This window comes from Acidobacteriota bacterium, from assembly GCA_009691245.1.
In the GTDB taxonomy this organism is placed as follows: Bacteria; Acidobacteriota; Terriglobia; order 2-12-FULL-54-10; family 2-12-FULL-54-10; genus SHUM01.
The window spans coordinates 36,117-54,639 of sequence record SHUM01000003.1 but is presented as its reverse complement, the minus strand read 5'-3'; the positions used below and the strand labels follow the sequence as shown (position 1 = coordinate 54,639).

Genomic DNA, 18,523 nt, shown 5'->3' with positions numbered 1-18,523 from the left:
TCGCCCACACGATTCAAGGACCCGGAATTTTGCTGGGCCGTTTGATCCTGTTCTATACTGGTGGGAGTGTTTTGCGCTGAGACTTTCAGCCGCAGGGAATCCCCCATTCAGTTATGAAGGGAGAGCAGTATGAGCTTGAAGAAGATTTTTGGCCGTAATGAACGGATCGTGGTGCTGGCCTCCGACCATCGATATTTCGGCGTGGTGGCGGGACTGGAGCGCCCCGGCCAGGTGCTGCGGCCGCTGCTGCCTTACGTGGACGTGTTGATGACCGACCCAGCCGTGCTGCGCAACGACTTTGGCGGCAAGGTCAGCGCGCCGGTGATCCTGCGCGCCTCCGGCTGCACCAGCACCATGGACGTCTCCGTGCCCGGGTATCTTCAGGAGCCTGCGAAGTTCGCCTATCAGCAACGCACCGGCAGGGATTTCGACAGCACCTACGCCGAGTTAAGAACGAAGACGGACAGTGGCCAGGCCAGCGATGCGGAGTTTGAATGGTTCCGTTATCTCGATAGCTTCCTGCACGAGCCCGACACCATCGCCAACGAGCGGCTGATTCTCTCCGGCCAGAATGTGAAGGAAGAAGGCGCGGTGGCCGCCGCGGTCTCCGTGTATCTGCGCACGAAGTACCAGTCGAGCACGCTGAACAATCTGGCCACCATGTCGCGGCACGCGCGCAAGGCCGGCATCGCCGTGCTGGGCGTGGTCGCCGTGGGCAATGCGCTCGGCTATCTCGAGAAGGACTCCGACTTCCTCACGCGCGCCAGCGCCATTATGGTCGCGCACGGCGCCGACATGATCAAGACCTACAACTGCGGCGTGGGCTTCGAGCGTGTCATTGTGACCAGCGGCGTGCCCGTCATCGTCGCCGGCGGCAAGGCGCCCAAGGGAATTGACGAAACGCGCGACAGCCTGAACCTCGCCTATGACTCCATCCAGAAGGGCGCCAAGGGTATCGACTTCGGCCGCCGCGTCTGGCGGCACAAGCATCCCGTGGCGATGATTCAGGCGCTGCGTGCCGTGGTCCACAACGGCGCTACTCCGGACGAGGGCTACAAAATCTTCGAGCAAGTGCGAGGCTAGTTCAAATGGCGACGCCACCCACTCCTACATCTTCCGGCGCCAACGACAATCTTCCCGCACAGATGAAGGCGGGCTTCTACTACAGCCATCAGGACGTGCGTGTGGAAGATTGCTCCGTTCCGGCCATCGGCGCTTCGGAAATTCTGGCGGCAGTGCGCTCCTGTGGCATCTGCGGCAGTGACACCATGCGCTGGTACCGCGAGCCCGAAGCCATCAAGCGCGGTGCCATCAACACCGGCCATGAGATCGCCGGCGAGATTGTGCGCGTCGGTGAGCAGGTCTCCAGTTTCTCACCCGGTGATCGCGTAGTGATCACGCATCATTTTCCCTGCCTGAAATGCGTGCCCTGCCTGGATGGCAATGAGACCGCCTGCGAGACCATGCACCACAAGCACATCGAACCGGGCGGGTTCGCGCAGTATGTGCGCATTCTTGAATCCGGCATCACCAACGGCCTCTACCGGATTCCCGACTCGGTGAGTTTTGACGAAGCCTCTTTCGTTGAGCCGCTCGGCTGCGTGGTGCGCTCGGTGCGCAAAATCATGCCGGTGGCGGATCGTTCCGCGCTGGTAATCGGCAGCGGCCTAGCCGGCTTGCTACACATTAAGTTGCTGCGCGCGCTGGGCGCGGGGAAGATCATCGCCGTCGATATGAGCCAGGATCGTCTGCAAGCGGCGCTGCACAGCGGTGCCGATGAAGTCTGCCTGGCCAGCCAGAAGCTGCCCTCCGCTGATCGCGTGATTGTCTGCACGGGCGCGCCCGCCGCGGCCACTCAGGCGCTGGAGTGTATCAACCGGGGCGGGCAGATCATGTTCTTCGCCGCCGACGGCCCCGACAAGAAACTCGAAATTCCCTTCACCCGCTTCTGGATCGCGCAACCATCCGTACTGTTCAGCTACGGCGCCGCGCCGCGCGACATGGCCGAGGCGCTCGACTGGATCGCCACGCGCCGTGTTCAGGTAGAGGACCTCATCACCCACCGCTTCCCGTTGAGCGGCATCCGCAACGCCTTCGATCTGGCCTCCAACCCCAGAGAGAATTCCCTGAAGGTCATTCTGCAACCCCACTCGTAGCCAACGCATGTTCCCGAAACGAAGTAACGGAGCCTGTCCGCAGATTGCACAGATTTCGCAGAAGGGTTAACCCGCCATCTGTGTAATCTGCGGACAGGCTCGTATCAATTCCCCCGCCTTTCAATTCCAATATGCGCGCCCTTGTAGCGGAACACGCGCGCGCCTGGGATGGGCACGGCGCGCAGCATGGCCTCCAGTTCGTCGGCGGTGTATGCGGCTTGCACGCTCAAGTCGAACAGGCGGCGCATCAGCCCACTGTATTTCCGTCCATGCCGCCATAGGTGCCAGGCCTGAAGCGGATACGCCGGACGCCGTAGGTCGCGCAGTAGGATCGCCGCACCGGGAGCGGCCACGCGGCGTATCTCGCGCAACAGCGCCAGAGGATCACGCGCATGGTGCAGCATCGAGTTGCAGGTGACGATGGAGAACGTGCCGTCCGCGAAGGGCAGATTCTTCGCGTCGCCTTGGGCCAGTATCAGCCGATCCTCAACGCCAGCTTGCACGGCATTCGCGCGCGCGCAGCGCAGCATGTTGCCCGCGCCATCCAGACCAACCAACCGCAGGCCTGGAACCCGCTGAAGCGTCTTCACAGGAATCTGCGCCGGGCCGCAGCCAATATCCAACCCAAGATATTGTGATTTTCGCACTTGATCCCTCAGAGCCCCGACCGCCAGGGAGGGGGCACGGTTGCCGATCATCCCTGTGTCCCTGGCGTGCCCCCTCCCTGGCGGTCGGGGCTCTGATTCCGGCAGCAGCCTCATCAGATGTTCTACAAACGTGTTGTCGATGGCATCGAGGTGTGCCGAGGCGGCAGCGGAGTTGTAGACCTCCACCTCGTCCGAGCAGTCCATCTCCTCAGGCTCGGGGATGCGCGGAAGGTGCCACGGTGAATTCATATAAGTCGGGAAATCGGATCAGAGTCGCGACCGTTAGGGAGCGGTGGTTGCTTTCGTTACGGGGAGCAACCCGCGCTCCCTAACGGTCGCGGCTCTGTTTTCGAAACTAAACCTAAAAGCTGTAGCGCAACGAAAACTGAATCTGTCGCGAGTCATTCACCGTGCGGAAGATCTGTCCCGCATTCCCGGCGGGCGCGCCGGTGGCATCGGGAAACACGATGGCGCCGCCGGAGACCTGCGCGCCGGTGGGGCTGCTGGGCGTCGCGAAGTTGGGCCTGTTCAGAATGTTGAACAGGTCGGCGCGGAACTCAAGCTGCTGCCGCTCGTGCAGCGCAAAGTTTCTGCTCAGCGAAAGATCGGCATTGAAAAATCCCGGGCCGGTGAGCGCGTTGCGCGCGGCGTTGCCGTAGAAGCCCTGCGGCTGTAGAACGAACGCGCACGGATCGAAGTACAGATCGGGAGTGCCCAGTTTGCGTCCGCCGAAAAGCTCCTGTCCATCAATGCGACAAGCCCTGGAGACTCCGCTGGTCGCCCCTGCAACAGTCGCGCGAGCGGCCCAGTTCGGACGGTCGGCGAGAGCGACATCGGTCTGGAGATTCTGCGAGCGATTGATGCCGTCCACCACCGTGAACGGATACCCAGAAGAGAGCGAGCCGATGGCCGCAATGCGCCACCCGTGCAGCACGCGCCCGGGCGCGCCCGGCGCGAACGAGGGCAGCGCGAGGATGGCGTGTACGGCAAGGCGGTGGCGAACATCGAAAGCCGAGACGGCTTTGTCGAGGTATATGTCGTCGGGGTCTTGCGTGTTCGACGGTTGACTCGGAAACGAGGTGAACGACGAGTTGTTGGTGCTGAGCGACTTGCTCCATGTGTAGGAACCCTGCACGGTTGCTCCATCGGAGATGCGGCGCTCGGCGGTGAATTGCAGCGAGTCATACCACGAGCGTCCGTCGGAGGAGCGACCGCGGATCGGCCCGAAATTCAGGTTGCGGCGTACGGTGGAGCCGGACGGGCAGGCGGCGTTGGAGCCACCGGCGGCGGCGAGAAAGTTGAAGCACTTGCGCCCGTCGGCGAGGACGACCGGCGTGCCGGGGTTCGATTCGAGCGAGCGCAGGATGTGCAGGCTGCGATTGCCGGCGTAGGCGGCGCGCGTCACCCAGCCGTCGGCGAACTGCTGCTGCCACTCGATGTTCCACTGCATGGTATAAGGCTGGCTGAGATTGAAGTCGAGCGCCTGCCCCGTGGTCGAGAGCGCGGGCGCGCGGCCCGTGGCCAGCGGATTGGGAAATGGCGGCCCGCCCGCCAGCAGCACGGTGTTCACAAACGGCGGCACCAGGCGCGAGTTGGCCCACATGTTCACCACCAGCGGATTATAGAAAATTCCGAAGCCGCCGCGCAGCGCCGAGCGCTCATCACTTCGATTACCTCGAGTCGGACTCCATGCAAATCCAAAGCGCGGCGAGAAGGAGCGCGCGATGGTGTTGAACAGCGACCCGCCGAGCGTGACGGTGGCGTCCAGCGGCGAGCGCAAGTTGGCGATCTGGCCGAGGACATCGCCGGGCGAAGTAGTGAACTCATAGCGCAGGCCGAGGTTCAAGGTGAAGCGCGGCGTCAGCTCGAAATCTTCCTGCGCGAATGCACTGATCGTAGTCCAGCGCCACCCAGCGGGCGAAGCGGGGCCAGCGGCACTGGTTCCGCCCAGCACGCCAAGCCACGAAGCGGGTGTGCCGGCGAGAAACTGCGTGAGTCCGGCAAAGGTGTACTGACCGTTGAAGAACGTCCCGCGCAGTTCGTTGTCCTGATAGCGCTGTACGGTAACGCCGTACTTCTGTGCGTGGCGGCCCTGGCGGATAGAAAACTGTGCGGCAGATTCAAAAAGATTCTGCGCGGCGCGCGGCACGAACGTCTGCGTGCCGAGATTGGAGATGCCCGTTACGTTGATCAGGCCAAAGTTGCGGCCTGCCACTGGCGTGATGGTCAGCCCGCCGGGCGGCGGCGGCAGCTCGATGGCGCCGAAAGTACGATTGAAGGCGAAGTGAAAATCGCCCAGCGCATTCGCCGAGAAGGGCACGGTGAGGCCCACCAGCGCGTTGGTGATGCGATGCGGCAAGCTCTGCGGAAATCCCGGCACGGGAGTGGAAGCAAAGGGCGGCTCGACCAGGCTGTCTTGCGTGGAAAACTTCGTGTGGGAGTTCCATTCGCGGCGCAGGCGATGATCGATGCGCACCAACCCGAAATCCTCCCGCGCGGGTTGCACGACGCTCGAAGAGAAGCTGGCGGTGCGACCGTCTGGATTTAGCGGGCCGTTGGGCAGCGGATAGAGATTGAGAAAGGGAATGACGTTACCCGCCGCGCTCGCACGCACCCCCGCCGCAGGAACAGTGGCCACGCTGGTGATGGCCTTGCGCTCGCGCAGTCCCTCGTAGCTCAAGAAGAAAAACGTTCGGTCGCGGCGCAGCGGGCCGCCGAGCGATGCGCCGAATTGATTGCGCTGGAAGGCGGGGATGGGCTGCGCGGAAAGGTCGAAGAAATTCTTCGCGTCGAGCCTGCTGTTGCGCAGAAATTCGAACACCGTGCCGCGCAGCGCGTTGGTGCCCGAGCGCGTGGCCACGTGGATGACGCCGCCGGAGTTCTTGCCGAACTCGGCTTTGTAGTTGTGCAACAGGACCTGAAACTCCTGCACCGAGTCGAGTCCGAGCAGCAGGCCGCTTGATCCACTGGGGTTCCGCCCTGAGGCCAAGTCGTTCAACTCCGAGCCATCGACGAGGAACAATGTGGATTGATCGAGCTGTCCATTCACTACAAACGTGGCCCAGCGTCCGCCGAAAGGCGAGTTCGCACCGTTCGAGTTGGCGGCCACGCCGGGCTGCAGTAGCGCGAGCTGTCCGAAGTCGCGGCCGTTCAGCGGCAGCGCGGCCAACTGCTCGCGACTGACCAGTCCCGCCAACACGCCGCTGGTGGTCTCGACCAGCGGGGCCGTCGCGACCACTTCAATACTTTGCTGGATGCCCGCGACGGGCAGCGCAATCTCCAGCATGATGGTTTGCCCGAGCGACAGATTGAGCCTCACCTCTTTCACCGCCGTGAAATTCGGCGCGGACGCCTGAAGCTCGTAGTTGCCTACCGGGGCTGCGAATTGAAACACGCCGGAGGGGTCGCTGTGGCCGGTGTAGTCGAGACCTTTATCGGTGTCGCGCAACAGGAGCACCGCGGAAGCAATGGCCCCGCCACTCGAATCACGCACCTGCCCGCGGATGGTCCCGCCGACTGATTGCGCGTGTACGGCCACCTGCGGGGTAAGCAGGACTAGCAAAGCGGATAGCAATGTGGAATGGGAACGAGAAAACGTTCTGGCGCGCAGGCGCGGTGACTTTCCAGATGGTGGCCAGATCATGAAGCTCACCTTCAATCGCAAACTGACTCGGTGCAACTGAAGCCTATTGTATCCGCAACGGTGAGCCGCAAACCGGCTTACTTATTTTTTGCTTCGTTGTTCTTGTTGGCCGGATTGGCTTTGTAGAGCGCGTAGCACGGGCTGTTGCGCACCAGATTGTAATGGTCGGGGTCTTCGCCAACCGCTTTGTGATAGGCCATGCGGTATTTGTCCGCTTCAGCCTTGTTGCCGGCCTGCTGGTAGATGCGACTGAGCGACATCAGGCCATCCACGGCCACCGTCTCGCGCTCGATCTGCGTGAAGACCTCGCCGTGCGTGCGGTACCAATCCTGCGCTTCCAGGATGTAGCTGGCGGCATCAGGACGCTTGAGCTGCGCCGCGACGGCACCCAGGTTCATCAGCGCCTTGCCGCGCACGCGATCTTCCCCGGACTGCTTGGCGACAGCGAGCGCGGCGCTGAGCGTCTCCCAAGAACTGGCGAAATTCTTCTGCTCCATCTGCGCGTTGCCGATCACCATCATGGCGTTCGATTGCCAAGTGCCACGGCCCATCTTCTTGAAGCTGGTCAGCGCGTCGTTGGCGTAGGTAAAGGCCTTCTCGGGCTCGACGGTCCATACGTAGGTGTTGCCGAGGTTCAGCCGCACCATGCCACGGTACAGCTCGCCGGGCAGCTTGTCGGCATACTCCATGCCCTCCTTGTAGGCAGCGATGGCGCGGTCGGTCTCCAGCATGCGGATGAGCGTGGAACCGATGTTGATCTTGGCCGAGGCCATCACGCGCAGTTCATTGATCTCCTTGGCGATGGCGAAGCCGGCCTCCAGCTTGTCGAGTGATTGCTGATAGTGCTTGCGCGCCTCGTCCCAGTTGAACTCCTCGCCGCAGAGGTCCTCGCCATCGTGCGTCAGGAATGCGCCTTCATAGCGCAGGCGGCGCGCCTCGAAGCGCTTGAAGATGTTCTGATCGCCGGTAACTTTACGATACAGGTCGAACAGTTTGGCGTAACGAAGATTCTCCGAGACAAACTGGTCAAGCACCCGCTTGTGAATGTCGTGGCCGCTGGTCGCCCCGAAACGACCGAGTTCGTCGAAGCGCGTGTCGCGCTGCTCGATCAACTCCTCCAGGCGCTTCTTGATGACCGGCGGATTGTCCTTCAGGTAACGCTCGGCGTCAGCCACCTGACCATGATCCAGCTTGTCCATCAAGATGATCAGCGGAACCGGGTCCTCGGAGGGAACGGCCTGAGCGCGGGCAAATGGAGTTTGCCAGATAGTCAGAGGGAGCAGGACCAGCAGACGGGAAGCCACCGCGAGCAGGAGTGGACGGACAGAAATCGCCAATTGGCAATAGCCGATTTTCTCATCATTTTTATTGGTCATATAGTTAGTCCAATTCCTCCAACCGAGCCTTTACACTGGGTGTTACAGCCCGCCTGGACTTCCGATGTGCGCCACGCAGATCGCCCTATCACCTTGAAATCACTAGAGATCAAGTGTACTCGAACAACGGAACCATTGGCCAGTTCCGTGGCGACCTTATCCGTTCGCCGGAAAATGCCAGTCAATATGGATTCTCTCCTCATCACTCGTCAGCAAGGGCCTTTCCTGTCAATTACATGGATGCATCCTTGCCGCATTGGTTGGCTGCGGTTGCTCTGGAACCTCACCAAACTGGATATATAATGATAGGGCGGCGGCGCCCCGGACCTGCGGGAATTGGTGAATTTTCCAGAGATGAAGCAGTTAATCGTCAACGCGGATGATTTTGGCTACACCCGGGGAGTCAACCGGGCCATTGTCGAAGCTTGTCATCAAAATGGGCAGGGCGGGCGCGGAATTGTTACCGCCACTTCCTTAATGGCGAACGCTCCGGCGTTTGATGACGCCGTGGAACTAGCTCGCCAATCGCCGTGGCTGGATGTTGGTTGTCATCTGAATCTTGTGGATGGCCAGCCGGTCTCACCCGCAGCGTCGCTACCCAGTCTGGTGGATGCGGGCGGACGATTGCTGGGCTCGAAACGATTGGGCTGGCGTCTAATCACGCGAGCGGTAAGCGGCACGGAGATTGAGCGTGAGTGCGCGGCGCAGGTGGAGCGGCTGCTGGCCGCGGGGATTCAGCCCAGCCACCTGGACACGCATCAACACACGCAACTGCACCCGACGGTGGCGGCGGCCGTCGCGCGAACGGCCCTGCGCTATGGCATTGGATGGCTGCGCCGCCCGTTTGAAAATGTTTCACCGCCCGCGCAATTTGGAAACGGCACGCGGCGTATCCTGGCGGCGGTTCTCCGTATGCTGGCCGGTTCATTTGACCGCGCAGTGTCCGACATGAGAGCCACCAACGGTCTGCGCTGCCCGGATCACTTCAGCGGGTTTGTCCTGACTGGAGCGTTGACGATCCATTCTCTGCATGCCACGCTAGTGCGGCTTCCGGAGGGCACTACGGAACTGATATGCCACCCTGGATACGCTGACGCCGCGCTGGCCGGTTCCCCTACAATCCTGCAGGCGGAGCGACAGCGCGAGTTGGAGGCGCTCTGCGATCCCGCCGTGCATGACACACTCCGCGAATATGGCATCCAACTGGTCAGCTATCGTGAGCTGCCCGTGCTGGCACATCAGGCCGCCGGCAGCTCGGTTCTGGGGATGTCCTCAAACTCGGCCAACTCAGTTGGACACGCCAAGCTCGGACGGGCAAAGTGAGAGGGGAGGGATCAGATTCAGGCATGAAAAAAGAGAAGTCTCCGCTCTACTCCGTCGTGATTCCCATCCACAACGAAGAGGACAGCCTCATCCCGCTGTTCTCCAAGATTGTAGAGACCATGGAAGCCCACGGTTGGGAATTTGAGATCGTCTTCGTCGATGACGCGAGCTCCGACGGCTCACCCGCGCTGCTGGAACAGATCGCCTCGCTTGATTCGCGCGTGGTGATCGTGCAGTTGCGCCGTAACTTCGGCCAGACGCCGGCGCTGGCCGCCGGATTCGACTACGCGCGCGGCGACATCATCATCTCCATGGACGGCGACTATCAACACGATCCCACTGACCTACCCGCGTTCATTACCAAGATTCATGAGGGCTACGACATTGTCAGCGGATGGCGCAAGGAGCGCGTGGACGATTACGTCACGCGACGGCTGCCCTCCAGGATGGCCAACTGGGCCATGCGCAAACTCTCTGGAGTGGAGCTGCATGATTTCGGGACGACGTTCAAGGCCTACCGCAGGGACACGATTCGCGCCGTTAATCTCTACGGCGAGCTGCATCGATTCATTCCAGCACTGGCCAGTTTGCAGGGCGCGCGGATGACGGAGATTCCCATTCACAATATCGAGCGGCCCGCGGGGAAGTCCCATTACGGGCTGGATCGGACCTTTCGTGTCCTGTTTGATCTGCTGACAGTGCGCTTTCTGCTGCGGTATATTACGCGCCCGCTGCACTTCTTCGGCATGATCGGGCTGGCCTGCTTCACGGTGGGTGGCGGTGTGTTCAGCTTTCTGCTGGCGCGTAAGCTGATGGGTCATGCCATCTTCATCGAACACGGGCCGCTGCTGATCGTGGGGGCAATGGCCGTGATCGCTGGCATTCAACTCATCTCAACTGGCTTGATCGGGGAGCTGCTGACGCGCATTTACTTCGAAGGGCAACAACGCCGCATATACTCGGTCGCCCGAGTGATTGGCCGCTCACGCAAAGCGGGCATCGCCTAAAGACTGCCTCGACCCCCCAGACCTCCATGGATACCACACCAGACCCCAAGCCAGAAGCCAAGCCCAAGCGACTGAAGATCTACTCGGCGCAGTCGGGCTATGTCTATGAATACTACTTCCTGGAATCGCGGCAGCGCCGTAAACTTTTTGGCGGACCCGATTACGCCTACCTCTACCACGTAACCACCAACCGCAAAAATTTCTCCGTGGTGGAAGTGGTGGTGGAGGACAAGGCGTTGCGCGCATGGAAGAAGATCAACGGGCGCGAGCTGGCTGAGATGGAGCGCTACGCCGCCGCCAAAATGGGGTTGTTTCACACTCTGGATGAATGCCCCGAACCAAGCCAGTTGCGAGGCGGCGCAGTGAACGAATCCAACATCGCAGCGTTACTTGAGCCGCTCGGCCTCACGGATTAATCCCACCATGCCGCCACAGAGGCACGGTGGCACAGCGAGGCTAAGGGATGCGCTGGAACCCCTGATTTCTCAGTGTCTCCGTGCCTCTTCGGCAGTATTGTTTTTGCGATGGATTGGGGAAGTTGAGGAGAAATAAAAAAGGGGGCGATTTGCATCGCCCCCCCCAAACTTGCAGCTACAGCCGAGTTATTTCTTTTTCTTGGCGGCTGGCTTCTTTTTTGCTGGTGCTTTCTTGGTCGGCATTGTCGTAATTCTCCTTTTTCGTTTTCTATCTCCTCGCAACATAGTGAAATCGTTGCTTGATGTCTTATGTATAAGGACTGACAAAATAATTGTCAAGAGAAAAAGTGATATTCCGGTCACTTAGTCGCTTCACGCTTCTGAATAACTCTGCGCCTCTCACCGCTTCGGCACTGGAATTTGCATCCAGCACGACAGATTTTTCAGTCGCAAGCGTCTCAACGAATCCTAATCAGCGTATTGCAGCAGCGAGAAAACATCCACGCCATCCAATTTCTTGCGGCCATTCAGGAAGGTAAGCTCGATCACCACTCCGAGGCCAACGATCTCCGCCCCAAGATCGCCAGCCAAACGCACACACGCGTTCGCGGTGCCGCCGGTGGCCAGCAGATCATCGACGATCAACACACGCTGGCCTGGTTGAATCGCATCGCGGTGCATTTCCAGCGAGTCGGTGCCGTACTCCAGATCGTAGGTGATGCGCACCGTCTCGGCCGGCAGCTTCTTGGGTTTCCTCACGGGAACGAATCCCGCGCCGAGCCGGTATGCGAGCGCAGGGCCAAAAATAAATCCGCGCGCTTCAATGCCCAGCACCAGATCGAGCCTGGCTCCGGCGTACTGCGCGGCCATGGCATCGATCAAAGAGTGGAAGCCGTCGCGATCCTTTAACAGCGTGGTGATGTCGTAAAAAAGAATCCCGGGCTTGGGCCAGTCGGGAACCTGCCGAATGAGTTTCTTCAGATTGTCCATATAGTTTGAGTCGTCATCCTTTCGATCCGTTCAATAAATTTACCGCCATAATGGCGCCCTGTTCGATTCGCGGCTGAGCGATCTCAACGTGTCGCCTCAATGCTGAAGCCGCGACGGGAGATCGACCGCGCAGTAGCCTGCTCACTCACCTGCTCTACGCGGCTGCCTGGCGGGCCTTGGAAGAGAGCGGCGCGCAGTTGCTCCATTTTTTCAAGGGAGCATTCCGCGAGGACTTCCACCGCGCCGTCCTGACAGTTGCGCACCCAGCCATGCACGCCAATCTCACGAGCGACGCGCTCCACGAAGAAACGGAACCCCACGCCCTGCACTCTTCCCGTAATGCGAAACTGTCGAGCTTCCATGTCCCCCGCGATGCTCTTCAATGAATTCCACATTGTAGGGGAAGGCCATGTCGACGTACAAGCCAAGCGGAGGGCCAAGCGGAGGAAAATGGCACATGTCACCGGCAATCAAGCATGGGCGCGGTGTTTGCCTGCATTGGGCGCCGCTTTGAGAGAACCCGCCAAGGCCTGTTCCAACGCGGCAATGTGCTCGTCCACCAATTCGACGGTCTCGGCCTCCACCATGATGCGCAGCAGCAGCTCGGTGCCGGAGTAGCGCACCACGATGCGGCCCCCCGCGCCGAGATGCTCCTCGCTGGCGCGAAGCTGCTTCTGGAAGCCCACCAGCATCTCGAGCGGTATGCGCTCACGCACGGCCATGTTGCGGATCTTTTGCGGATAGACGTGCAGGTCTTTTACCAGGTCGGCCAGAGGCCGATTCTCCGCCGCCATGATGGTAACCATCTCGAGCGCTGTGAGCAGGCCATCGCCGGTCGTGGCGTTGTCGCTGAAGATGATGTGGCCGGATTGCTCGCCGCCCAGGTTGGCGCCGCAGCGGGTCATCTCCTCGAGAACATATTTATCGCCGACCGCCGTGCGCCGCAGCGCCAGGCCCTCTTTCTCCAGAGCGCGCTCCAGGCCCAGGTTGGTCATCACCGTGCCGATGACGGCGCTGCCGCGCAGCGTGCCGGTGCGCTGCATGTAACGGGCGGCAGCGATCAGAACGCCGTCGCCGTTCACCACGTGGCCACCGCCGTCCACGAACAGGGCGCGATCCGCATCGCCGTCGAAGGCCACGCCAAAATCCGCATGCGCTTGTTTAACGCAACTGCGCAGCAGCTCAAGGTGCATCGAGCCGCAGCCGAGGTTAATGTTGCGCCCATCGGGACGGTCGCCGATATAAACCCACTCATAGGGGATCGCGGAGAACACTTCGCGGGCCAGCGCCGTGGCAGCACCGTTGGCACAGTCGATGACGGCGCGACGACCCGGCAGCGGTTTCACGCTACGGGCAATCTCCAGAAGATGATTGAGGTAGGGCTGAAGCAGAGTACGATCCGTTGGCAGTATCGCCAAAGTTGGCTCTACGGGAACGCGCCGGATACCCTTGAGTTCACCGTGAATCTCCGCCTCGAGCGCCAGCTCAACTGCGTCGGGCAGCTTATACCCATCGCTGCCGAAAATCTTAATACCGTTGTCCTGAAATGGATTGTGTGAAGCCGAGACCATGACCGCCGCGGAATACTTCCCAGCCACCGCCAGATACGCGAGGCCCGGAGTGGGCACAATGCCCGGCGAGGCGACCGCTACGCCCACCTCACCGAGCGCGGCGGACAGGGTGGCGACGATCCACGAGCCGGACTCCCGCGTGTCTTGTCCGATTAGCACGCGGCAGTCCTGCCCCTGCTTCTTCTTTAAGTGCCGCCCTAGGCAGCGCCCTACGCAAGCAATCGTGGTCGGGTCCAGCGGCAAGTCGCCCGCAACGCCGCGAATTCCATCCGTTCCAAATAGCGTTTTCTCCATCGGGTCTGCTTGTTTTTCCTCTCCACAGCTCTGCTGACGGCGGAATTCGGGGCGCGGCTGTTACTTCACTCTTGTTGCTTTACTCTCTACTCACCGAAACCTGGCTAGATTCCGGAACCCCACACCTGCGTGAATTCACCTGGACGGCACAGCCGCCTCCGCAGCGGTCAAGGAAATTCTGGTCTCGGCGGGACGGACTTGCAGCACTTCGATCGCCGCAGGGACCTCCACCGACTGGGGAGATAGCGCCATGACCTGCTGATTTCCCGAGGAGCTTAAGGCCAAATCCAGTTGCAGGTGAATTTCTTCGGGACGAGTGCGGCGCAGGATCGGGCGCGGCCCGCGCAATAGCAACTGAACCTCCGTCGGATCGGCGGACAAAATCATTCCGGCCGGCACATTGCGAAACTCGATTGGCACATTCATCAAAATCTCTGTCGTGGTGTTGCTTGCCAGCATGGCCCAGACAGCGAAGGCCAGCGACAGTGCCAACGCCTTCAAGGGCAGGTTCTTCGTCAGAATTGTCTTGAGCCAGTCCATCATCACTCCCGCGCGGCTATCCACGCAGCTCTTTACTCTGCCAATTACTCAGAATGCCGGGCGTTTTCTCGTGCGCTCGGCTCCGGCACCAGCGTCGCAGTCGCTGTCCGCGCCGCCGAAGATAGCGCGGCAGAGATGGCGGGGTTGGCAGGCTGGCCGAAGGCCTCCATCAGCCGCTGGCCAAGCACCTCGAGCGTGATGTCCATTTCGATGGCGCCGCGCATGGCCAGCGAGATGAAGCCGGTCTGCTCGGAGATGACGATGGCCATCGCGTCGGTCTCCTCGGTGATGCCAATCGCCGCGCGATGGCGCGTGCCCAATTGCAGATCCAGTCGAGAACCCAGCGCCGGGTTCACCGTCAGCGGCAGAAAACAGGCGGCGGCCAGCACGCGGTCCCGGCGAATGATCACCGCGCCGTCATGCAGTGGCGCGCGCGGCTGAAAGATGGTCGCCAGCAGATCCTGCGTCAGCCGGGCCTGCAACGGGACACCGCTTTCGGCGTAGTTGCGCAGCGAGGTTTCGCGCTCGACCACAATCAACGCACCGATCTTCTGCGCGGCCAGGCGATTGACTGCCATTAGGATGTCCTCAAACAGATGCCTCGCCTCAAACGGCGACATGCGGCGAGAGCCGAATGGATTGCGGCTCAAGCGCGACAGGCCGCGGCGAATCTCCGCTTGGAACAACACGATCAGCGCAAAGCTGAGATAAGGGAACAGCGTTCCGATCAGCTCGGGGGCCACCGTGAGCCCGGCCCATCTCCCGCCGAAGTAGGCGACGCCGAGCAGGGCCATCCAAACCAGGAACTGCGCCGCCACCGCCTGCCGGATGAACTGTAACGCCCCGTAGATGAGCGCGGCGAGAATAAAAAGTTCGCCCACCGCCAACGGAGTCAGCGGAGGCAGAGATTCGATCATTCGGCGGACAGCATCAAGGTTCATGGTAAGTCAGCCGTCGGAATAAACAGGATCGCACCGCTCCGGCTGCGCTTTCCATTGTAGCGCAGCGGACCATACGGCATGGACGGCAGGGGATGTCCCGAACGGTCCGCCTGCATCTCGTCATCTCCCTTGGCTCAGGAGAACCCCTGCGCTGGAGTCAGGCCTTCGCAGGATGCGACGGCCAGTTCGGAAATGAGCCTTGCGCCGCGCGCATGCATTCCTCCATCAAATTCCGAATTTGCCCGCGGCGTTCGGCCAAGGTGGTCATCAGACGGCTCAACTCATCGGTCTGGCCCTCGTACCACTCCACCGGAACGGTGGCGGCCGCCTCGTCCAAAAAGTCATCGGGAAAATTCCGCAAGCGGCTCAGCCATGGTTCAATCGCCGACGATCCACTGATTCCAGCGTAGGCAGCCACGTTGGGAAACAGGCCGCGGCGCGGCGAGTCGGGGAAGTTCCATTGATTACCGTTGAAGCAGTAGCCCTGATCGATCATCGTCGCGTGAAACGCTGGTGCGGCTTCATTGGCCTGCGAGTTTGTCTGGTGGAAGACTACTTGGCGCGTGTCGCAGTTGCAGGTCCATTGATCGAACACCAGCATGCCGGCAAACGCATCCAGGTTGGCCACCAGCGGCATCTGCTCAGCGGGAAGGTAGTCGAAGGCTGGAGAGCGCAAGGGATCGCAGGGAAACCGGGAGGCAAAGGCAAATCCACTCTGGCAGCGTTCCTGGATGCTGCCGTTTTGAATGTACAGGTCCGGCGTGTGCGCAATCAGCCATTCGCTGACCAACACAATGTCCGGCTCCGAGACGGGCAAGCCCAGCGACATGGCCAGATGGCTGGCCAGCATCTCATTGGCCAGGATGCGCGGGCCTTGCGGATTGTTGCGGAACTTGACCACGTAATATTGCTCATCGCTGCAACGCATCAGATGCGATTGCGCCCCACCACGCATGCGTCGAAGATGTTCCACCGCCCGCAAAGCCATCCGTGTGCGACGCACGCCTCCAAAACTGAGTCTGACGGTACTCTATCGAGCTTTGCTATTGGGGACAACAGGAATTTGCACCTGGAAAGATTGGCCTGTCCGTTCTGCTGGCAATCATCCTCGGAGGGTGGCTTAGGGATTCAACCCTGGGGTTCGCCATATGGATTCGACTTGACACCATCCACGGTCTGAGATAAAACCCAATTTTTGAGAGCTTTTGCCAGCGGACAGCAACATCCAAGTCCCAGAGCGAATCGGCGGGCCAATCAGGGGGAACCATGAGCGCGGATGAAATGAACTTCGGAATGAATGATGAGGACATGTTTGATGAGCTCGATGAAATGTCGGGCGAGTTTGACAAGGAACTCGATGAGTTCGCCTCCGGCTTCGAGGAAGACGATGATGATTCCGCTGATGAAGGGATGGTCGTCGAGGGGATCATCATCACCGAGACCAGCCTGTCGCCAGCACTAGCGACGGTGATTGAAGCCACCGCAGCGCCAGCCACCCCTCGCAAAAAAGCAGCTTCCTCAGCTGCCCCAGCCTCGAAGAAATCCGCAGGCAAGCCGAAGAAGACCGCGGCAACGAAGCCGAGTCCGAAAAAAGCGCTGGTCCGCAAGAAACCAACGGCCAGGAAGATGGCCAAAGCACCCGCTAGACCAATTGCCAAACGGGCCGCCAAACCGGTGCGCAAAAAGACCGCGCGGGTAGTTCGCGCAAAATCACCGGTGCGCAAGAAAGCCGTGAAGCCGGTGGCGGCTAAACGTGGCAAAGCCGCAAGGAAAAAGGCCCCCGCTCGCAGGAAATCGCCGGCCAGGAAGCCCCCAGGCAGAGCGAAGAAATCACGCCGCTAAATACTTTCCAGAGTTTCAACAACTCACCTGCACCGCCGAGGATGGTACTAGAGGCGGGTGCCGAACCAGTAACTTCGTGTGCCTGCGACGCCCTGTTGAATCATAATTATTTTCACAATGGGTCGTGTTTGGCCGATTATCAATGTAGGGCCGTCAGCGCTGATTGGCGGCGCTGGGGTCCAAGTTCGGGAAAGCGATGATTCGCTCCGCGGGAGCAGCGAGCAATGGTCGACTATCAGTTTGTAACGGAAGAACTCGCGGTCGGCGGATTCATCCGCAACGTGGAGAACATGCGCGAACTGGCCGAGGCTGGCTTCACGCACGTGATCAACATGATGCACGAGTTTGACGATCACACCATCAACGACGGCACCGGTATCGTTGTGCTCCAGAACGGGACTACGGACGATTTTCTTCCCAAGCCATCGTCGCTCTTCTGGACCGTGGTGGATTTTACTTTGCTCGCGCTGGAAAATCCCAACGCGAAGATTTACGTGCATTGCGCGGCGGGCGTTCACCGCAGCCCGCTCATGGTGCTGGCCATCATGCGGGCGCTGGGCTACGAGCGCAAGCAGGCCATCAACATGATCACCGAGGCCCGCCCGCAAGCCAACTTCCCGCCCGTCTACGTCATGAGCGTGGAAGACTTCATGCGCGAGTTCCGCGCCGCCAGCCAGCCCGCGCGCTAAGCAACCGGTGGCACACCCCTATATCTAGATTTCCCCGTCTGTGGTGATAGAACTATCGAAGAGGTCGCAGGCATGAGCGTTAGAGCGGAATATATCGACGGAATCTTTCGGCCGCTGGAGAAAGTCGCCGACGCAGCTCCCGGGAAGAAGCATCGTATCTTTTCCGAAGAAGAACTGTTAAGCCTAACAAAGCATTCCGGCTGGCTGAAGGCAACGGAAAAGAGCTTCCAGTTCTGGAATAACGAAGAAGATGCCGTCTACGACAAGCTATAGGCGCGACGACATTGTCCTGGTTTCCTTTCCCTTCACCGACCTTACCGCAACCAAAAACAGGCCTGCCCTCGTTATTTCACCCGATTCTGCCAATCAACTCACCGAGGATTTGATCCTGGCTGCAATCGCCGCGCTGAGCCTCGCCAAGATGGACGCGGTACTCAGCCAGATGCGGAAGATTTTCTTGTAGCCGCCTTCATCGCACAGAAGATCACCATCCTGCGCATCTCCACGCCCGGCGGGGGTGCCTGGGGATAGATCGCTGAAGCTACGAGCGATTAATGCGCCGAAACACTAGGAGGAGGATTGCTGTCGATCCGATTTCCTGCCGGCGATTAGCTGTAGCTGGCGGAGGTGATTGATATCGTGGCCGGCCATCGTTTCGACGATCGCTTGGAAGGTCATGTCGCCGCGCTCGGGATGGTTCACGGGTTTCGCGAAGGCCGCCGGGCTCAGCGAACGGATCAGCCGGAAGTTCCACTACCGCAATGCGGAAAAGACGGAGAGCGCTTCCGGAGCTTCATATGCTGCGTAAGCGCTCGCCCATCTGTCCTGATCGAACGGCTGCATGACGTGGAAATTCTCCGCCAGAGTCTGTCGGAGCCGAAAGGCAAAGGCCACTTCGCAATCTGCCAGGTGGCACAAGATTTCCCGCGCCGTCCACTTGCCGGGAGCGACTGATTGCTGCATCCCGTCCTCGCCAAGCAATGCTGAGAGTTGTTCGAGACGCTGGGGCGTGGTCGCCACTACGTGCAGCGGATCGCTGTCTCCCAACTGCGTTGCGTACGGGTTCGTCATTTCCATCCCATGCAATT

Annotated in this window: 18 protein-coding genes and 1 pseudogene; 9 read left to right on the top strand and 10 right to left on the bottom strand. The window is 60.4% G+C overall.

Features of this window, described 5'->3' with window-relative positions; genetic code table 11:
* Nucleotides 1-129 precede the first annotated feature (129 nt).
* Both EXQ56_01570 and EXQ56_01565 read left to right on the top strand, forming a co-directional pair.
* The gene (locus tag EXQ56_01570) at nt 130-1,083 is read left to right on the top strand and encodes a hypothetical protein (protein MSO19145.1); all 954 of its coding nucleotides are present in this window, start codon (nt 130-132) and stop codon (nt 1,081-1,083) included.
* Between the two features lie 5 nt (nt 1,084-1,088).
* The gene (locus tag EXQ56_01565; GenBank protein ID MSO19144.1) at nt 1,089-2,156 is read left to right on the top strand and encodes an alcohol dehydrogenase; all 1,068 of its coding nucleotides are present in this window, start codon (nt 1,089-1,091) and stop codon (nt 2,154-2,156) included.
* Between the two features lie 104 nt (nt 2,157-2,260).
* Here the strand turns inward: EXQ56_01565 and EXQ56_01560 are convergent, their stop codons facing one another.
* The 3 genes from EXQ56_01560 to EXQ56_01550 all read right to left on the bottom strand — a co-directional run bounded on the left by EXQ56_01560 (nt 2,261) and on the right by EXQ56_01550 (nt 7,822).
* Nucleotides 2,261-3,052, bottom strand: a complete 792-nt coding sequence (locus tag EXQ56_01560) for a class I SAM-dependent methyltransferase (GenBank protein MSO19143.1) — start codon at nt 3,050-3,052, stop codon at nt 2,261-2,263.
* Between the two features lie 112 nt (nt 3,053-3,164).
* Nucleotides 3,165-6,446, bottom strand: a complete 3,282-nt coding sequence (locus EXQ56_01555; protein ID MSO19142.1) for a TonB-dependent receptor — start codon at nt 6,444-6,446, stop codon at nt 3,165-3,167.
* Between the two features lie 77 nt (nt 6,447-6,523).
* The gene (locus EXQ56_01550) at nt 6,524-7,822 is read right to left on the bottom strand and encodes a hypothetical protein (GenBank protein ID MSO19141.1); all 1,299 of its coding nucleotides are present in this window, start codon (nt 7,820-7,822) and stop codon (nt 6,524-6,526) included.
* A 354-nt stretch (nt 7,823-8,176) separates the two neighbouring features.
* Between EXQ56_01550 and EXQ56_01545 the strand changes: the two genes are divergently transcribed.
* The 3 genes from EXQ56_01545 to EXQ56_01535 are packed head-to-tail and all read left to right on the top strand — an operon-like array spanning nt 8,177 to nt 10,568.
* Nucleotides 8,177-9,145 carry a ChbG/HpnK family deacetylase gene (locus EXQ56_01545; protein ID MSO19140.1) on the top strand — a complete coding sequence of 323 codons (969 nt, stop codon included), beginning with the start codon at nt 8,177-8,179 and terminating at the stop codon, nt 9,143-9,145.
* A gap of 23 nt (nt 9,146-9,168) precedes the next feature.
* The gene (locus EXQ56_01540; GenBank protein ID MSO19139.1) at nt 9,169-10,152 is read left to right on the top strand and encodes a glycosyltransferase; all 984 of its coding nucleotides are present in this window, start codon (nt 9,169-9,171) and stop codon (nt 10,150-10,152) included.
* Nucleotides 10,153-10,178: 26 nt separating this feature from the next.
* Nucleotides 10,179-10,568 carry a hypothetical protein gene (locus tag EXQ56_01535; protein ID MSO19138.1) on the top strand — a complete coding sequence of 130 codons (390 nt, stop codon included), beginning with the start codon at nt 10,179-10,181 and terminating at the stop codon, nt 10,566-10,568.
* 468 nt (nt 10,569-11,036) lie between these two features.
* Here the strand turns inward: EXQ56_01535 and EXQ56_01530 are convergent, their stop codons facing one another.
* From EXQ56_01530 to EXQ56_01505, 6 genes are all read right to left on the bottom strand, one after another.
* Entirely contained in the window at nt 11,037-11,558 is a 522-nt protein-coding gene (locus EXQ56_01530; protein ID MSO19137.1) for an adenine phosphoribosyltransferase, read from the bottom strand.
* An 83-nt stretch (nt 11,559-11,641) separates the two neighbouring features.
* A complete protein-coding gene (locus tag EXQ56_01525) occupies nt 11,642-11,920 on the bottom strand; it encodes an acylphosphatase (GenBank protein MSO19136.1) in 279 nt (92 codons plus the stop codon).
* A 108-nt stretch (nt 11,921-12,028) separates the two neighbouring features.
* Complete coding sequence (glmM, locus tag EXQ56_01520) at nt 12,029-13,423, bottom strand: phosphoglucosamine mutase (GenBank protein ID MSO19135.1); 1,395 nt, start codon at nt 13,421-13,423, stop codon at nt 12,029-12,031.
* A gap of 135 nt (nt 13,424-13,558) precedes the next feature.
* The gene (locus EXQ56_01515; protein MSO19134.1) at nt 13,559-13,969 is read right to left on the bottom strand and encodes a hypothetical protein; all 411 of its coding nucleotides are present in this window, start codon (nt 13,967-13,969) and stop codon (nt 13,559-13,561) included.
* Between the two features lie 38 nt (nt 13,970-14,007).
* The gene (locus tag EXQ56_01510; protein MSO19133.1) at nt 14,008-14,904 is read right to left on the bottom strand and encodes a TIGR00159 family protein; all 897 of its coding nucleotides are present in this window, start codon (nt 14,902-14,904) and stop codon (nt 14,008-14,010) included.
* A gap of 157 nt (nt 14,905-15,061) precedes the next feature.
* Nucleotides 15,062-15,877: a phosphatidylinositol kinase gene (locus EXQ56_01505; protein MSO19132.1), complete on the bottom strand. Its 816-nt coding sequence runs from the start codon at nt 15,875-15,877 to the stop codon at nt 15,062-15,064.
* Between the two features lie 293 nt (nt 15,878-16,170).
* Here EXQ56_01505 and EXQ56_01500 point away from each other — a divergent pair, with 293 nt between their 5' ends.
* The 4 genes from EXQ56_01500 (at nt 16,171) to EXQ56_01485 (ending at nt 17,898) form a co-directional block, all read left to right on the top strand.
* Complete coding sequence (locus tag EXQ56_01500) at nt 16,171-16,746, top strand: hypothetical protein (protein MSO19131.1); 576 nt, start codon at nt 16,171-16,173, stop codon at nt 16,744-16,746.
* A 224-nt stretch (nt 16,747-16,970) separates the two neighbouring features.
* The gene (locus EXQ56_01495) at nt 16,971-17,435 is read left to right on the top strand and encodes a hypothetical protein (protein MSO19130.1); all 465 of its coding nucleotides are present in this window, start codon (nt 16,971-16,973) and stop codon (nt 17,433-17,435) included.
* Nucleotides 17,436-17,507: 72 nt separating this feature from the next.
* Nucleotides 17,508-17,708 carry a hypothetical protein gene (locus tag EXQ56_01490; protein MSO19129.1) on the top strand — a complete coding sequence of 67 codons (201 nt, stop codon included), beginning with the start codon at nt 17,508-17,510 and terminating at the stop codon, nt 17,706-17,708.
* On the top strand, nt 17,686-17,898 hold the full coding sequence (locus EXQ56_01485; GenBank protein ID MSO19128.1) for a hypothetical protein: 213 nt from the start codon (nt 17,686-17,688) through the stop codon (nt 17,896-17,898). The genes EXQ56_01490 and EXQ56_01485 overlap by 23 nt, the downstream gene beginning before the upstream one ends.
* Before the next feature lie 104 nt (nt 17,899-18,002).
* Here EXQ56_01485 and EXQ56_01480 read toward each other — a convergent pair.
* A pseudogene (locus EXQ56_01480) lies at nt 18,003-18,506 on the bottom strand (DinB family protein).
* Nucleotides 18,507-18,523: the final 17 nt, after the last annotated feature.

Bases quoted from the DNA above. Each gene is read 5' to 3' on its own strand.
- EXQ56_01570 (MSO19145.1), top strand. From the start codon at position 130: ATGAGCTTGAAGAAGATTTTTGGCCGTAATGAACGGATCGTGGTGCTG.
- EXQ56_01565 (MSO19144.1), top strand. From the start codon at position 1,089: ATGGCGACGCCACCCACTCCTACATCTTCCGGCGCCAACGACAATCTT.
- EXQ56_01560 (MSO19143.1), bottom strand. From the start codon at position 3,052: ATGAATTCACCGTGGCACCTTCCGCGCATCCCCGAGCCTGAGGAGATG.
- EXQ56_01555 (MSO19142.1), bottom strand. From the start codon at position 6,446: ATGATCTGGCCACCATCTGGAAAGTCACCGCGCCTGCGCGCCAGAACG.
- EXQ56_01550 (MSO19141.1), bottom strand. From the start codon at position 7,822: ATGACCAATAAAAATGATGAGAAAATCGGCTATTGCCAATTGGCGATT.
- EXQ56_01545 (MSO19140.1), top strand. From the start codon at position 8,177: ATGAAGCAGTTAATCGTCAACGCGGATGATTTTGGCTACACCCGGGGA.
- EXQ56_01540 (MSO19139.1), top strand. From the start codon at position 9,169: ATGAAAAAAGAGAAGTCTCCGCTCTACTCCGTCGTGATTCCCATCCAC.
- EXQ56_01535 (MSO19138.1), top strand. From the start codon at position 10,179: ATGGATACCACACCAGACCCCAAGCCAGAAGCCAAGCCCAAGCGACTG.
- EXQ56_01530 (MSO19137.1), bottom strand. From the start codon at position 11,558: ATGGACAATCTGAAGAAACTCATTCGGCAGGTTCCCGACTGGCCCAAG.
- EXQ56_01525 (MSO19136.1), bottom strand. From the start codon at position 11,920: ATGGAAGCTCGACAGTTTCGCATTACGGGAAGAGTGCAGGGCGTGGGG.
- glmM (MSO19135.1), bottom strand. From the start codon at position 13,423: ATGGAGAAAACGCTATTTGGAACGGATGGAATTCGCGGCGTTGCGGGC.
- EXQ56_01510 (MSO19133.1), bottom strand. From the start codon at position 14,904: ATGAACCTTGATGCTGTCCGCCGAATGATCGAATCTCTGCCTCCGCTG.
- EXQ56_01500 (MSO19131.1), top strand. From the start codon at position 16,171: ATGAGCGCGGATGAAATGAACTTCGGAATGAATGATGAGGACATGTTT.
- EXQ56_01495 (MSO19130.1), top strand. From the start codon at position 16,971: ATGGTCGACTATCAGTTTGTAACGGAAGAACTCGCGGTCGGCGGATTC.
- EXQ56_01490 (MSO19129.1), top strand. From the start codon at position 17,508: ATGAGCGTTAGAGCGGAATATATCGACGGAATCTTTCGGCCGCTGGAG.
- EXQ56_01485 (MSO19128.1), top strand. From the start codon at position 17,686: ATGCCGTCTACGACAAGCTATAGGCGCGACGACATTGTCCTGGTTTCC.